A 14,252-nucleotide genomic window follows, 5' to 3' on the forward strand; every position below is an offset into this window, starting at 1 on the left:
GCACTGGCATGAGCGGCTGATAATTATTATCATTTCACGAAATTTTGACATTTGTGAAAATAACGTGAAAAAGGGCTCGTCATGCGAGAAAGAGATACTTCGGTAATTGGCCTTCCCTACAAGACGTCCATTGGCTTGGCCCTGGCGTCCTTATCGGGGCTGACTCATGGACAAACCGCAGAGCAGGCACCGCAGGAGCTGGACAGTCTGACCGTCACAGCTGATGCTGAAGGGGAGTACCAGACGCAAACGCTGTCCTCCGACAAGTACACGCAACCCTTGCGTGACGTCCCACAAAGCATCACGGTCGTGCCGCAGGCGGTTATCGAGCAGCAGAACGCCCAAACGCTTGAGCAGGTGCTCTCCAATGTGCCTGGTATTACGTTCAGCTCCGGTGAAGGCGCAGGTGGCGTAGGGGACAGCATCAATATCCGCGGCTTCAATAGCGGCAACTACGGTGGGTCGAACGTCTATCTGGATGGCGTGCGTGACTCTGCCTTTTACACCCGCTCCGAAATGTTCAATACCGAGCAGGTTGAAGTCGTCAAGGGCTCCAGCTCCTCGGCCTGGGGCGCGGGCGTCATTGGGGGCGCGATCAACATGGTCACCAAGACCCCTAGCCTTCATGAGTTCAACCGCGTAACGGCGGGTGTTGGAACAGCGGATTACAAGCGGCTTACCCTAGATACCAACCATGTACTCGACGAGGAGAGCGGCACTGCGTTCCGGTTGAATCTGGTTGGGCATGAGTCAGGTATCAACGGGCGTGACTGGATCGAGCGGGATCGGTGGGGGATTGCACCTTCGCTTGCTTTTGGTCTCAATACCGACACGCGCAATATCTTCACGTATGAACATCTGGAAGACACCGGTAATTACGATTACGGAATTCCAACGCTGCACGACGGAAAGAACCCCCGGCAGAGTGGCGGCCACCCAAGCCGGGTTCCGGGCGTCAAGTGGGACGGATATTTCGGCTACCGCAACTTGGATAAGGAAGACAACCGCATCGATCGCGCGACCTGGCGGTTCGAGCATGACATCAACAGCAACGTCTCCTTCACTAACCAGCTCTCGTTCAACCAGCTCCAGCGTAGCTACGTGGTAACGACTCCAGGAGGCGACCTATCGCTTCAAGCTGGCGGAAATGGCTCCCTGCGTCGTTTGCGCGGTCCGGCGCGGCATACCGACAACCAGACACTGAGTGACCAGGCGAACGTGACTTGGCGCTTCGATACGGCGGGTATCGAGCATACTCTGGTCACAGGCCTGGAATACACGCGGGAAGACCTTCGGTACAAGACGGGCAGCCTGCGCTATGGTGCCCAGGGCAACACCTTTGCCGTTGATCCGGCCAACCCGCCGTCCAAGTTCGTTGGTTCTCGTGAGGTCGCCTACACTGGCGAGATCAACGCCGAGTCGGAAACCAAAGCCTATTACCTGATTGATACCCTGAAGTTCTCACCGCAATGGCAGTTGGATGTTTCGGCCCGTCAGGATCACTGGAAGGCACGTACCACGCGTGACCGCACTCGCACCCTGAACACGACTACCGGTACGCTGAGCAACTGGACGGACGCAGCAAACGTCAGCCAGAAGGAAAAGCTTTTCAGCTACCGTGGCGCTCTGAGCTACAAGCCCGTGGATAACGGGACGTTCTACGTCAGCTATGGCAATGCCAAGCAGCCCGGTTCTATTCAGATTGCCACAACTGGAAGCTTGGGAGAGGAGGGGCTTTCACCTACCAAGGGCAAGACGTATGAGGTAGGGACCAAGTGGGATCTGATGCACGAGCGATTGTCACTGACGGCCGCCCTGTTCCGTACGGATCTGGAAAGCACGCAATATGACAGTGACGACGAGCTGGGTAATGTCTTCAGCTCAAAATATCGCGTTGATGGTCTTGAGCTGGGTGCTTCCGGCAACATCACGGACAAGTGGTCGGTGTTCGGTGGATACGCGTATATGAAGAGCAAGATCCGCAGCTACAGCTCGGTTAACAGTAGCACCGACTTTGCCAACCCCAACGCCAGTGAGGAGGGAATTTCGCTGCCCAACACGCCGCGCCATTCAGCCAGCCTCTGGACCAGCTATGCTCTGCCGCATGACGTGACGGTCAGCTATGGCGTCAACTATGTAGGGGAGCGCTACATTGCCTTGGGCCGTGCGCAGGCGATTACCAGCGAACAGCGTGTAAAGGTGCCGGATTATGTGGTGCATAACGCGGCGGTGGACTGGCAGGCGACCTCTGATCTGGCCCTGCGCCTCAACATCGTCAACCTGTTCGACAAGCACTACTGGCGTCAGTACAACGGCCGTGGCTTCGGTGTTCCAGGGGAAGGACGCGGTGCTCAGTTAACAGCCGAGTACAGCTTTTGACAGGGCGGCACCCCTCATTGGGCACTGACTCCCTGCTGCGTTACGGGCTGGAGGATCCGCGGCGACTTGCTCGGTTCCTCCTGCAGGGGGCCGAACGTGGTTTGCCCGAGGCGCAGGCGCGTCTCGGGCAGATCCTGCTTGATGGTAACGGCATTCAGCGCGACCAGGCGTTGGCGTTGCGGTGGTTCCGTATTGCAGCCCACCATGGTCATGCGGATGCCATGAACATGGTGGGGCGTTGTCTGGAAAATGGCTGGGGGACGGCTGTAGATCTGGCAGCTGCCGCACGGGCGTATGCCCAAGCCGCGCAGCTTGGGCTCGACTGGGGATTCTACAATTATGCCAACCTGCTGGCGCAGGGGCATGGTGTACCCAGGGATCGCGCCGCCGCATTGGAGCTGTATCGCCAGGCAGCCAGACAAGGCCACGCCAAATCAATGAACCTAGTGGGACGCTTTTATGAAGAAGGCTGGGGCGTACCCGTGGACATGGAAGAGGCTGCACGCTGGTATCTGTCTGCCGCACAGGCTGGCGACTTTCGAGGACAGTGCAGTCATGCAGCCCTACTGACCCGACAGGGCCGGGTGGATGAAGCGGTATCGTGGCTAAGGCAGGCCATGCGAACTGCCACACCCGGCTTTCTACAAAAAATAGCCGAGGCACTGGCGGTCTCCGACAGTGAGCCATTGCGTGCGCTGGCAGCTGAAATCAATAGCCGCTACGCCCGAATGCAGGAACCTTTGCCAGCGATGTCTTCCGGCAAGGAAGGCTTTTCATCATCACTTTCGCTGTGCCCTGACACCTAAAGGAAACGTTTATGCTCGTACATATCCCCGGCGTATTTTCGCCCGAAGAGGCATGTGACATCGAACATGTGTTGCGGCAGGCGAAATGGGGAGACGGAAAGGTAACGGCAGGCCATCAGTCCGCCAGAGCCAAGCACAATATTCAATTACCCGAGGATGACCCGGTCTCTATCGAGCTGGGCAATCAGATCGTTCAGCGTCTGAGCCACCACCCTGTTTTCGTGTCGGCAGTCTTGCCACGAAAGGTGTTTCCTCCGTTGTTCAACTGTTATAGAGAAGGCGGGTCTTTCGGATTTCATATCGATAACGCCATCCGCGCATTGAAAGGGCATCCTGAGCGGGTCCGTACGGATGTCTCTGCGACACTTTTCTTCTCTTCGCCCGATACCTACGATGGCGGTGAGCTGATTATTCAGGACACCTATGGCGAGCAGCAGGTCAAGCTTCCTGCAGGTGACATAGTCATCTATCCTGCTACGAGTCTTCATCGGGTTGCGCCGGTGACACGCGGCGCACGTATCGCCAGTTTTTTCTGGACTCAAAGCCTAGTGCGTGATGATGGTCATCGCCGCTTGTTGTATGACCTGGATCAGGCCATACAGCGTCTTACCCGCGATGTGCCTGATCACGAGGCCCTGCTTGCACTGACCGGAACCTATCACAACCTACTCCGGCAATGGGCTGACGTCTAACGCTTGTTCAGCGGACGTGGCGTGGTTGATGTCCCGTAACGGCATCCCCTGCATTGCGGGCCAGTCCAAGGCTGTCTATCACGCTTAACAAGCCTATTACGCCAATGACGATGAAGGCCGTGTGGAAATCGGTAAGCTGCGCTGTGGCATGATCGTTCCACTCCATGGAGGCCCTGAGCGCCAATGCGCCAATAGCCACGCCAATACCGGTCGAGAGTTGAAATACCGTACTGAACAGGGTGGAGGCGTCGCTCATCCTGGGCTTGGGGACGTCGGAAAAGGCAAGTGTATTGTTGGCGGTAAATTGCAGTGAGCGTGCCATGCCGCTTACGAATAGCAGAATCAAAATAGCGGGCAGGGGCCAGCGCTCGGACAGCAGAGCGCAGAGCAGAAGCGTCACGGCGCAAACCAGACCGTTGACGATCAGGGTTCGCCGCAGGCCGAACAGACGCATGACCGGTGTGGTAAACACCTTCATGAACAGGTTTCCGGCAAACAGCGCTAGTAGAATCAGGCCAGCATGAAACGCATTGAAGCCAAAGCACAGCTGGAACATCAATGGCAGCAGAAAGGGTGCGGTGTTGATGCTGATACGAAACAGAGTGCCGCCATACAGCGACACGCGGTAGGTCTGAATGCCGAGGTTCGAAAGGTCGATCAGTGGATGTTCCTGCTGGCGCATATGCCAGACGGCCAATCCACCCAGCATGAGGCCTGCCAGTATCCATACCAGATTACTGCCCAGCGTATCGTGACCTTGACCGATTTGCTCCATGCCGAACATAAGCGTAAGGCAGGCACCGCTTACTAATAGAAAGCCAAACCAATCAAGTGGTGCCCGGCGCGTTTCGGTGCCGGTCGGAATCATTCGTAGAGCCAGAATAAGGGCGATCAGCCCCAGGGGCAGGTTAAGGTAGAAAATCCAGCGCCAAGACGTATAGGCGGTAATCAGTCCACCTAGCGGAGGACCTAGTACAGGTGCGATCAAGCCAGGCCAGGTAATAAAGGCAATGGCTCTGACCAGATCTTTCTTTTCAGTGATGCGCAACACTACCAGACGGCCTACGGGCACCATCATGGCACCGCCAATGCCTTGCAACACCCGGGCGGCAATGAATTGCTCAAGTGTCTGAGCAATGCCGCATAGCAGCGAGGCCAGTGTGAAGAAGCCTATAGCGCTCGCAAAGACACGGCGGGCACCAAAGCGGTCCGCAATCCATCCGCTGATAGGAATGAACACAGCAAGCGCCAGAATGTAGGCACTGATCCCAACGTTAAGATCGACAGCCGAACGCCGAAAGGACTCTCCCATTTGTGGAAGTGCCGTTGCGATCACGGTAGCGTCCAGGTTTTCCATGAAAAAGGTGGCAGCTACCAGTAGGGCTACAGAAGTCGACTGGCGTTTGGAATAAGACATGAGAGAAACATCAGGAAATGGATCAACAGCATCCTACAGATATCGTTAAGGGTGGGGTATAGCCAATAAGGTTGGAAAAGAAGAGAAAATGATTAATTTCAGCGAAGCGGCTGATAAATGCCAATGAAATTCCGAGAAAATATAGCTATCTGTTTGATTTCAAATGCCTCTTTTTCGATTTGTCTGCTCGTTCAGTCAATTGAGGTTGCCAGGAGGGCTGGAGGCCGCGCCATTGCTGAGGTTTTGCCCTTCAAAAACAGGTGCATTTGGTCGGGTTTTGATTTGTCAAGGAGGAGTTTTGGGTTACTGTATGCGTGTACAGTATCAAGGGTGTTCGTAATGCAGAATGATCTTTTCCACTCTGATGAAATCCTGCTTGAACTGAACCTGCGCCAGGAAAATGAACTGCTGCGTAAAGAGCTTGAGCAGCAGAAGCACACTATCGAAGGACTGAACGAGTCATACGCTGAGGCGCTGGCACGTATCGAGCAACTTCAGGCGCGTCTGGGGCTATGGTCGCCCAGCTTGCGTGGTCGTAAAACATCCAGAACGCTGCATCAAGCCGGCGTTTAAGTGACCTTGTAACCTACAGGGTCACCATAAATAACCAACCTACCTGTTGAGCTGGGGCGTCACGGCAGAGCCTGCGACGCCTTTTCTCTTAAAGCAAAGTAATACCAGCCTAAAATATTAAGGCACAATGATATTCACAAACTTTGCTTATGACAGGTGAGCAGGAAGGAGTATGTCGTTGCAGTGGGCCGATTTATCTTGCGAGTAGTACAAACAAGGCTCGACTTTTGCCGGGCGCTCTGGAATGCCGAGTTTAGCTGCACTATCAATGTCATCGATCAATCCTATTCCCGCTGATCTCCTCAACGAAGGTAACAAACTGAACCGTTTGTTGTTTTTAGAACCTATGCTTTGCACTAAGGTATGCGTGTCTGACAGCAGGAGGTTCCATGATTCGCGCTTTGCTTGCCGTTGCGGACGGTAATGAGGATATCGAAACCGTTACGCTGATCGATGTACTGCGTCGTGCTGGCATCGAGGTACTGGTAACCAGTATCGAGGCGCGTCGCCAGATTACGCTGGCCAGAGGTACCCGCTTGATGAGCGATGTGACCTTACTGGAAGTGCAGGCCATGAGCTTTGATCTTATTGTCTTGCCTGGTGGCATGCCAGGCGCTCAACGGTTGGCCGACTGCACGGCGCTGCGCCATTTCATGCGACGGCATGTAGAACAGGGCAGACTCTACGGAGCGATTTGCGCTGCGCCTGCTGTCATTCTCGAACCCTGGGGGTTGGTCGAGGGTAAGCGTATAACCTGCTACCCAAGCTTTATCGAGCAACTCGAGCAAGGGCAATATGTCAACGAGCCCGTCGTAGTGGATGGCCGTTGTGTCACTAGCCAAGGCCCCGGTACAGCCCAGCTGTTTGCTCTTGAACTGGTCAATCAGCTTGTGGGTAAGGAACAGCGCGACACCGTTGCAGAGGCGTTGCTGACACCCTTTTGATAGCACGTTCCGTGCGCCGTCGTGGGTCAACGGCGCACCTAGGCAGTGCCATCGGAAGCCGCACCTTGCCGGCCAATTGATGGCGTAAGTGCCTGATCATTGGCCGGCTCCGAAAGCGCTTTCATCACCGAAATCCCTTGGCCTGCGTCAATGGCCAGCCCAAACCGTATGGTGTCGATTACGCGCTGAACCCTTGCCGGGTCTGCCAGTTGTTCCGCTGTGATGATTCGGCAGATTTTCGAGCCTTTCTGGTCGGTCAGTACCAGCGTGACGCTGCCTTCCAGATTTTCGATCAGAAAATTGATACTGAAATCCGCCTCGAACGCTTGTGCAATGGATTGCAAGGGACTCATTGCCATAGTGCTTTTCCTCACTGCCTTCACGTACCGCTCAAACACCATGAAGGCTGTGCAAAAACCGAGCCTTCAGGCGAAGCCTTTTATATCTGTAGTGAATAACGGTTTCTGGTCGAGCATCGCACTGAGTCCTCCATCACATCTTGCCATGGGTTTGTGCTGAACCCTTGACGGAAGCTTTCAGTCGTATTCCTGAAATAGACATCCAATCGATGCCTTTCATGAAAAAAGAGTGACTTCAGATCACTCCCCTTTACGACCGTGAGGCCTTTATGAATGCGACTCCTACTCGCCAGCTTCGGCCCGACGCCGGTGCTGATACCCATACGATTTCCCTGATCATCAATGGTAAACAGCATGAGCTGACCGTCGAGCCCTGGACGACATTGCTTGATCTGCTACGCGAACACCTGGACATGACCGGTACGAAGAAAGGATGCGACCATGGACAGTGTGGTGCCTGTACCGTGTTGGTCAACGGAACCCGCATCAACTCCTGCCTGAGTCTGGCCGTCATGCAGGACGGCGCTGAAATCACAACTATCGAAGGCCTGGCCAACGGCGATGAGTTACATCCCATGCAGGCAGCCTTCGTTGAGCAAGATGCCTTCCAGTGCGGTTATTGCACACCGGGGCAGATCTGTTCTGCCATTGGCATGATCAAGGAAGGCAAGGCGCAGACGCGTGATGAGATTCGTGAGCAAATGAGCGGAAACCTGTGCCGTTGCGGTGCTTACAACAACATTCTGGCGGCTATCGAGCAGGCCATGCCTGCCTGCAAGGGAGGGCCACGGGAATGAATCGCTTCAGTTATTCAAAACCCCAGCAAGTCACCGATGCCATCCAGCAGTTAAGTGACACGGGGCGGTTCATCGCCGGCGGGACCAACCTGCTCGACCTGATGAAGGAAAACGTGGCACGCCCCGACCAGCTGGTCGATATCAATGCGTTGCCCTTGCGCGAGATCGAAACGACGCAGGCCGGAGGCTTGCATATCGGGGCATTGGTCAAGAACTCGACGGTTGCCTACCATCCTGATGTCGAGCGGGTGTATCCCTTGCTTTCTCAAGCCATTCTGGCGGGTGCCTCGGCCCAGCTGCGCAACATGGCGTCCACCGGGGGCAATCTGCTCCAGCGCACGCGTTGTTATTACTTCTACGATATCGGCACGCCCTGCAATAAGCGCGAGCCGGGCTCAGGCTGCGGGGCGCTCAATGGCCAGAACCGCATCCATGCCGTTCTGGGGCACAGCGATCAGTGTATCGCCGTCCATCCATCCGACATGGCCGTTGCGTTGGCTGCGTTGGAGGCCTCGGTTCATGTGTCAGGGCCTGAGGGTGACCGCGTGATTCCGATGAGCGAGTTTCACCGTTTGCCTGGTGATACACCGCATCTGGACACCAATCTGGGACAGCATGAACTCATTACTGCTGTTGAGCTGCCTCCCAGAGGATTTGCCGAGAACTACGCCTACGTCAAGATCCGTGACCGAGCGTCCTATGCTTTTGCGCTTGTCTCGGTTGCAGCGGCGCTGGAACTCAACGGCGACAACGTAGGCACAACCCGTATTGCCTTGGGAGGTGTGGCCCATAAGCCCTGGCGTAAACCTGAGGCTGAAGCATTGCTGGTAGGCAAGCCGGCTACCGAAGAGAACTTTCGGGCAGCTGCAGAATTGCTCATGCAGGGAGCCCAGGGGTTCGAGCACAACAGCTTCAAGATCGAATTGGCCAAGCGCGCCATTGTGCGTGCCTTGAGCGAGGCTGCTTCAGGAGTAAATGCCAAATGACAGCTTATCTAGGAAAGGCCGTTTCTCGGGTCGATGGGCCACTCAAGGTAACTGGCAAAGCCCTTTATGCCAGTGAGTTCGGTACAGCCGACCTCTGCACCGGTTATGTCGTCAACAGCTCAGTAGCCAAGGGCCGCATCCTGAGCATCGATACCCAGGCAGCGCTCAGTGTTCCGGGTGTTCTGGATGTCATTACCCATGAAAACCGTCCCGAGGTGGCATCGTATAACGAAAGCTACACCGATATGGACGCCGCAGATGGCAAGCACTTTCGTCCTCTCTATAACGACCGAGTCCTGTTCAACATGCAGCCGGTTGCGCTGGTGGTGGCAGAAAGCTTCGAAGCTGCTCGCTATGCGGCTTCGCTGATTCGAGTGGATTACGAAACCGAGCCGCATCAGGCTGACATCTACGCTCAGCGTGGCGATGCTCATAAGGCGCCTACGCCCATGCCGCCAGATCGAGGCGATGCCGATAGCGCCTGGGCGAGTGCACCAGTCAAGATCGAGGCGGAATACCATTCGGCCGCCGAGTTTCACAATCCGATGGAGATGCATGCCTCTACGGTCATTTACAACACGGATGGCAAGTTGACCGTCCACGACAAGACGCAGGGCGTGCAGAACAGCGCTCAGTTCATTTCCAACATCTTCGGCCTGCCTGATGGAGATGTACGTGTCGTAACACCCTTTGTAGGTGGCGCCTTTGGTTCTGGTCTGCGCCCACAATATCAACTGGTACTGGCGACCATGGCGGCGCTTAAGCTCAAGCGTTCCGTTCGAGTAGTGCTGTCCCGCGAGCAAATGTTCTCGTTTGGTCATCGCCCGGAAACCATCCAGCATTTCCGGCTGGCGTGTGACCAGGAAGGCAAGCTGGTTTCGACTATCCACGAAGTGGTAGGCGAGACTTCAAGCTTTGAGGACTTCACCGAGATGGTCGTGGTCTGGTCCGCTTCGCTCTATGGATGCCCCAACGTGCGGCTGGATTACAAGCTGGCTCCCCTTGACCTCTATACACCGCTGGACATGCGTGCCCCAGGCGCTGTGCTAGGTGTCTATGGCCTTGAATCCGCGATGGACGAGCTGGCCTACGCGGCCAATATTGATCCATTGGAGTTTCGTATCCGCAACTTCACGGATGTCGATCCTGCCTCCAACAAGCCTTACTCAAGCAAGGAGTTGCTCGAATGTTACCGCCAGGGTGCCGAACGGTTTGGCTGGTCCAAGCGTAGTCACGAACCACGCTCAATGCGCGATGGCAAGCAGCTGGTAGGGTGGGGAATGGCAACCGGTGTCTGGGAGGCCATGCAGAATCCCGCCAGTGCTAAGGCAGTGATCAACATCGACGGTAGCTTGGTCGTCTCCAGCGCTACAGCTGATATCGGTACGGGTACCTATACCGTCATGACCCAGATCGCAGCGGAAATCTTCGGTCTGCCTCTGGAAAAGGTCACATTCAGATTGGGCGACTCGACTTTGCCCAAGGCGCCCCTGGAAGGAGGATCGTTTACCGTTTCTTCTGTTGGCTCCGCCGTTAAGCAGGCATGCGAAACCCTTCAACAGCAACTGCTTGATCAAGCCAAGGAAGAGGATCAATCGCCCTTCAGCAACCTTGAGTTGACCGACGTCGTTTTCGAAAACGGTGAAATTTACATCAAGGCCGCACCTGTCGAGCGAATCAAGATCGCTGATCTCTTGAAAAAGGGGGGGGCGCCAAGCATGGAGGCTTCCGCCAGTGCCTCGCCTAAGAAGGAGCGGGACGATTACACAACGGCTACCCACTCTGCAGTGTTTGTGGAGGTCAAGGTCGACGAAGACTTCGGTACGATTCAGGTCAGCCGGATGGTCAGTGCTATTGCAGCGGGGCGCGTCTTGAGCCTCAAGCCAGGACGAAACCAGATCCTGGGCGGAATGGTCTGGGGGATTGGCATGGCCATGCAGGAAGAGGGGATGCTTGATAAGGATCTGGCCCGCTGGATGAACCACAACATTGCCGAATACCATTTTCCGGTAAACGCCGATGTGCATGATCTGGATGTCATCTTTGTCGAAGAGCACGACGAGATTGTCAATCCGCTCGGTGCAAAGGGGATAGGCGAGATCGGTATCGTAGGGGTTGCGGCGGCTATCGCTAACGCGGTCTATCACGCAACAGGCAAGCGTATTCGCGATCTGCCAATTACCCTGGATAAGGTTTTCGAATAAAACGACTGATCAAAAAAGCCCGCCTCTAACAAGCGGGCTTTTTTATGGATACTGCTTTAAATCAACGTTGACTTTCTTCTTCGATCTGCGCTTTATACGCGACCGCATCGGCCTCGGAATGATAAATGCCGACTAAATGGCCTTCCTGGTGAACGTCCCAGACAGATAAACCCAGTGAACGGGCTTCTTGAGACATATGGTTTTCGTCGCGTTCAGTCACTGTAACGGTCATTGTCTTTCTCCTTGGTTAAAAGGGCACGCAAGGCAGCTAACAACTCGATCATTGATCAATCAGGAAAAGAGACCAAGCTGATTGTTTGCAATAATCTGTTACATTTATAGCGACAATATGTCGCAGGTTCAACAGGCGGCACGTTCTTTTGCAAAAACACAGGCAATAAAAAACGCGTCTTACCTCTCGATAAGACGCGTTTTAGAGGTACCAGGCGATTTAGCCTTGCTGACCTTTTACCGGCTTGCCATCAACAGAGCCGTCTTCCAGCATGATCTGGTATTCCTTGCCATCGGTTTCCATCTGATACAGGCGGACCAGCAGGTAATCCCAGTTCTTCGCAAACCACAGTTCAGTCTTACGGTTGCTCTTGGTGGGATCTCGAACACGCTCGACCTTGATGGCATCAACCAGACCCACCTTGGTGCGCACGCGCTCCTCGCCAATTACGCGAAAGTCGTAAGTATCGATCTCATCACCATCGACCACCTGGTAGCTCATGCTTTTCTTGCCGTCTGCCACATCATGCTGCAAGAGCAGCTGGTAAGTGGACTTGTCCACCAGACCACGGTCCAGCGGCAGGTTGACCGAGTCGCCTTTTTCAGTGCCGGTGACTTTCTTCGCGGTCCAGTCAAAGGTCAGCTTGCTTTCACGGCTTTTACCCAGGCCATGGCGTGAATAGCTATAGCTCGTGGGCAGGAACGTGTCGCCTTCGTAGCGGAACGTACTGGCTTCGGTCAGGCCCGCCACCAGCATGGAGGCACTGAATTCAAGTTTCCAATTGCCATCCTGCTGTTTTGTCAGGTGCCGCTCAGCTGAGCCACTCATGGGCATCTGCTTCCAGTCGGCGGTGTAGCTGGCATCAAAGGGTTTAAGGTCGAACGCATGGGCGGGCAGGGCCAGCGTAAATGCGATCAGGCACAACAATCGTCGCATGGGATATTTCTCCTAGGATCGAATGACATGTCCGGTAGCCGGCAACGGCTGGGCATCCAGTTCAGCGCCTCGCTCAGTCAGCCGTAAGCGCCCTTGGGCGAACCAGCTGACAGCCAGAGGATAAATTACGTGTTCCTGTCCGTGAACGCGCTGGGCCAGGGTTTCCGCTGTGTCGCCAGGATGAATGGGAACGACGGCCTGTACAACAACCGGGCCGCCATCAAGCTCTTCCGTAACAAAGTGAACACTGCAGCCATGCTCCAGATCGCCTGCATCCAGCGCACGTTGATGCGTACGCAGACCGGTATAGCGTGGCAACAGGGAAGGGTGAATATTGAGCAGCCGGCCTCGGTAATGGGTCACGAAGCGCTCCGTCAGGATACGCATGAAGCCGGCCAGGACCAAGAGGTCTGGTTCAAAGCGATCAACCAGCTCGACGAGGGCAGCGTCGAACGCCTCCCGATCAGCGAACTGTGTATGGTCAAGAACCTGCGCCTCGATGCCCGCTTGGCGAGCACGCTCCAATCCGTAGGCATCCGCACGGTTGGAAACCACCGCGCGGATCTGGATGGGCGCCTCCGGGCTGGTCGAGGCATCGATCAGTGCCTGCAGGTTGCTACCGGCACCTGAGATCAATACCACGACATTACAACGTGCAGGCATCAATGCGTCTTCAGGTTGTTCAGTACAACGCGAGGAGCGCTTTCATCGCAGGCGGCGATCTGACCGATTACCCAAGGCTGCTCGCCCGCATCGCGCAACGTGTTCAGCGCTTTATCAACGTGCTCCTGCGCGACGCAGATGACCATGCCAACACCGCAATTCAGCACGCGATGCATTTCTGTCTCGTCAACGTTGCCCTGCTGTTGCAGCCAGTCGAATACGACCGGACGTGTCCAGCTCTCCACGTCGATGACTGCCTGCGCGTTTTCAGGCAGAACGCGCGGAATGTTTTCGAGCAGGCCGCCACCAGTAATGTGGGCCATCGCTTTCACGGCGCCGGTGTCCTTGATCAGCTTGAGCAGGGGTTTGACATAGATACGCGTCGGCGCCATCAGAAGGTCGGTCAAAGGTTTGCCGTCGAGCTGGATGCTTTCGATATCCGCGCCTGCAACCTCAATGATCTTGCGGATCAGGGAGTAACCATTGGAGTGCGGGCCGGAGGAGGGCAGCGCGATCAGCGCATCGCCGGTCGCTACCTTGGAGCCGTCGATAATCTCGGCCTTTTCCACCACGCCTACGCAGAAACCAGCCAGATCATAGTCTTCGCCCTCGTACATGCCGGGCATTTCGGCAGTCTCACCCCCTACCAGCGAGCATCCTGCCTGCTCACAGCCTTCGCCGATACCGGTCACTACCTGAGCCGCGACATCAACGTTCAGTTTGCCGGTGGCATAGTAGTCCAGGAAGAAGAGTGGCTCGGCGCCACAGACAACCAGGTCATTTACACACATGGCAACAAGGTCGATACCAATGCTGTCATGCTTTTTCAGATTCATTGCCAGACGAAGCTTGGTGCCGACACCGTCCGTACCTGAAACCAAAACCGGCTGCTTGTAACCGGCCGGGATTTCACAGAGGGCGCCAAAACCACCGAGGCCGCCCATGACTTCCGGGCGGGCAGTACGCTTGGCGACGCCTTTGATACGTTCAACCAGGGCTTCGCCTGCGTCGATATCCACTCCGGCGTCCTTGTAGCTCAACGAGGGTTGCTTGCTCATGAATCCAGGCCTTTTAAAAATGCTGCGAAACAGGCTATGCCGCGGGCACAGCTTTTGAGAGGCGGCGATTTTACCAGAAGCAATCGAGAAACGGCGCTTCCTGACGAGGCACTGTTGGTCATCGAATGACCTTGTCAGGCTTATTCAGCTTTTATTCAGTCATAAAGGAGCCTTTTGGCATAAAGCGCGGTCTGATTTCACCGTGA

At 55.4% G+C, this 14,252-nt stretch carries 14 protein-coding genes; 8 read left to right on the plus strand and 6 right to left on the minus strand.

Annotated elements, in window-relative coordinates; genetic code table 11:
- Positions 1–81 precede the first annotated feature (81 nt).
- From B3729_RS07275 to B3729_RS07285, 3 genes are read left to right on the plus strand one after another with little or no spacing between them, the layout of a single operon-like run.
- Positions 82–2,379, plus strand: coding sequence for a TonB-dependent receptor (locus B3729_RS07275; protein WP_286787502.1), 2,298 nt, complete (start codon positions 82–84; stop codon positions 2,377–2,379).
- A 17-nt stretch (positions 2,380–2,396) separates the two neighbouring features.
- Entirely contained in the window at positions 2,397–3,185 is a 789-nt protein-coding gene (locus B3729_RS07280) for a tetratricopeptide repeat protein (protein WP_286787503.1), read from the plus strand.
- Positions 3,186–3,196: 11 nt separating this feature from the next.
- Entirely contained in the window at positions 3,197–3,877 is a 681-nt protein-coding gene (locus B3729_RS07285; protein ID WP_286787504.1) for a Fe2+-dependent dioxygenase, read from the plus strand.
- 7 nt (positions 3,878–3,884) lie between these two features.
- On the opposite strand, the gene B3729_RS07290 is transcribed toward B3729_RS07285, so the two are convergent.
- Positions 3,885–5,294 (minus strand): DHA2 family efflux MFS transporter permease subunit, encoded by a 1,410-nt coding sequence (locus tag B3729_RS07290; protein WP_286787505.1) that lies wholly within the window; start codon positions 5,292–5,294, stop codon positions 3,885–3,887.
- Between the two features lie 339 nt (positions 5,295–5,633).
- Here B3729_RS07290 and B3729_RS07295 point away from each other — a divergent pair, with 339 nt between their 5' ends.
- Together B3729_RS07295 and B3729_RS07300 are read left to right on the plus strand one after the other, a co-directional pair.
- On the plus strand, positions 5,634–5,867 hold the full coding sequence (locus B3729_RS07295; RefSeq protein WP_010795213.1) for a hypothetical protein: 234 nt from the start codon (positions 5,634–5,636) through the stop codon (positions 5,865–5,867).
- A gap of 389 nt (positions 5,868–6,256) precedes the next feature.
- Positions 6,257–6,811 carry a DJ-1 family glyoxalase III gene (locus tag B3729_RS07300; protein ID WP_019366336.1) on the plus strand — a complete coding sequence of 185 codons (555 nt, stop codon included), beginning with the start codon at positions 6,257–6,259 and terminating at the stop codon, positions 6,809–6,811.
- Between the two features lie 38 nt (positions 6,812–6,849).
- On the opposite strand, the gene B3729_RS07305 is transcribed toward B3729_RS07300, so the two are convergent.
- Positions 6,850–7,170, minus strand: a complete 321-nt coding sequence (locus tag B3729_RS07305) for a DUF3509 domain-containing protein (protein ID WP_286787506.1) — start codon at positions 7,168–7,170, stop codon at positions 6,850–6,852.
- Between the two features lie 269 nt (positions 7,171–7,439).
- Here B3729_RS07305 and B3729_RS07310 point away from each other — a divergent pair, with 269 nt between their 5' ends.
- The 3 genes from B3729_RS07310 to B3729_RS07320 are packed head-to-tail and all read left to right on the plus strand — an operon-like array spanning position 7,440 to position 11,157.
- Positions 7,440–7,967 carry a (2Fe-2S)-binding protein gene (locus B3729_RS07310; protein WP_286787507.1) on the plus strand — a complete coding sequence of 176 codons (528 nt, stop codon included), beginning with the start codon at positions 7,440–7,442 and terminating at the stop codon, positions 7,965–7,967.
- Entirely contained in the window at positions 7,964–8,953 is a 990-nt protein-coding gene (locus B3729_RS07315) for an FAD binding domain-containing protein (RefSeq protein ID WP_286787508.1), read from the plus strand. The genes B3729_RS07310 and B3729_RS07315 overlap by 4 nt, the downstream gene beginning before the upstream one ends.
- On the plus strand, positions 8,950–11,157 hold the full coding sequence (locus tag B3729_RS07320) for a xanthine dehydrogenase family protein molybdopterin-binding subunit (RefSeq protein WP_286787509.1): 2,208 nt from the start codon (positions 8,950–8,952) through the stop codon (positions 11,155–11,157). Before B3729_RS07315 ends, B3729_RS07320 begins: the two co-directional genes overlap by 4 nt.
- 61 nt (positions 11,158–11,218) lie before the next feature.
- Here B3729_RS07320 and B3729_RS07325 read toward each other — a convergent pair whose 3' ends face one another.
- The 4 genes from B3729_RS07325 to purM all read right to left on the minus strand — a co-directional run bounded on the left by B3729_RS07325 (position 11,219) and on the right by purM (position 14,046).
- Entirely contained in the window at positions 11,219–11,389 is a 171-nt protein-coding gene (locus tag B3729_RS07325; protein ID WP_019366332.1) for a hypothetical protein, read from the minus strand.
- 219 nt (positions 11,390–11,608) lie between these two features.
- Positions 11,609–12,325: a DUF3108 domain-containing protein gene (locus B3729_RS07330; protein ID WP_286787510.1), complete on the minus strand. Its 717-nt coding sequence runs from the start codon at positions 12,323–12,325 to the stop codon at positions 11,609–11,611.
- 12 nt (positions 12,326–12,337) lie between these two features.
- Positions 12,338–12,988 (minus strand): phosphoribosylglycinamide formyltransferase, encoded by a 651-nt coding sequence (gene purN / locus B3729_RS07335; protein ID WP_074824605.1) that lies wholly within the window; start codon positions 12,986–12,988, stop codon positions 12,338–12,340.
- A complete protein-coding gene (gene purM, locus B3729_RS07340) occupies positions 12,988–14,046 on the minus strand; it encodes a phosphoribosylformylglycinamidine cyclo-ligase (protein WP_286787511.1) in 1,059 nt (352 codons plus the stop codon). Before purM ends, purN begins: the two co-directional genes overlap by 1 nt.
- Between the last annotated feature and the right edge of the window lie 206 nt (positions 14,047–14,252).

This window comes from Pseudomonas sp. UBA3149 (genome assembly GCF_002364655.1).
GTDB classification, from domain to species: domain Bacteria; phylum Pseudomonadota; class Gammaproteobacteria; order Pseudomonadales; family Pseudomonadaceae; genus Chryseomonas; species Chryseomonas luteola.

What these genes read in the sequence shown, in the direction of transcription:
- purM (WP_286787511.1), bottom strand. Translation starts at nt 14,046, where the DNA reads ATGAGCAAGCAACCCTCGTTGAGCTACAAGGACGCCGGAGTGGATATC.
- B3729_RS07275 (WP_286787502.1), top strand. Translation starts at nt 82, where the DNA reads ATGCGAGAAAGAGATACTTCGGTAATTGGCCTTCCCTACAAGACGTCC.
- B3729_RS07315 (WP_286787508.1), top strand. Translation starts at nt 7,964, where the DNA reads ATGAATCGCTTCAGTTATTCAAAACCCCAGCAAGTCACCGATGCCATC.
- B3729_RS07310 (WP_286787507.1), top strand. Translation starts at nt 7,440, where the DNA reads ATGAATGCGACTCCTACTCGCCAGCTTCGGCCCGACGCCGGTGCTGAT.
- B3729_RS07290 (WP_286787505.1), bottom strand. Translation starts at nt 5,294, where the DNA reads ATGTCTTATTCCAAACGCCAGTCGACTTCTGTAGCCCTACTGGTAGCT.
- purN (WP_074824605.1), bottom strand. Translation starts at nt 12,988, where the DNA reads ATGCCTGCACGTTGTAATGTCGTGGTATTGATCTCAGGTGCCGGTAGC.
- B3729_RS07305 (WP_286787506.1), bottom strand. Translation starts at nt 7,170, where the DNA reads ATGGCAATGAGTCCCTTGCAATCCATTGCACAAGCGTTCGAGGCGGAT.
- B3729_RS07320 (WP_286787509.1), top strand. Translation starts at nt 8,950, where the DNA reads ATGACAGCTTATCTAGGAAAGGCCGTTTCTCGGGTCGATGGGCCACTC.
- B3729_RS07295 (WP_010795213.1), top strand. Translation starts at nt 5,634, where the DNA reads ATGCAGAATGATCTTTTCCACTCTGATGAAATCCTGCTTGAACTGAAC.
- B3729_RS07325 (WP_019366332.1), bottom strand. Translation starts at nt 11,389, where the DNA reads ATGACCGTTACAGTGACTGAACGCGACGAAAACCATATGTCTCAAGAA.
- B3729_RS07330 (WP_286787510.1), bottom strand. Translation starts at nt 12,325, where the DNA reads ATGCGACGATTGTTGTGCCTGATCGCATTTACGCTGGCCCTGCCCGCC.
- B3729_RS07285 (WP_286787504.1), top strand. Translation starts at nt 3,197, where the DNA reads ATGCTCGTACATATCCCCGGCGTATTTTCGCCCGAAGAGGCATGTGAC.
- B3729_RS07300 (WP_019366336.1), top strand. Translation starts at nt 6,257, where the DNA reads ATGATTCGCGCTTTGCTTGCCGTTGCGGACGGTAATGAGGATATCGAA.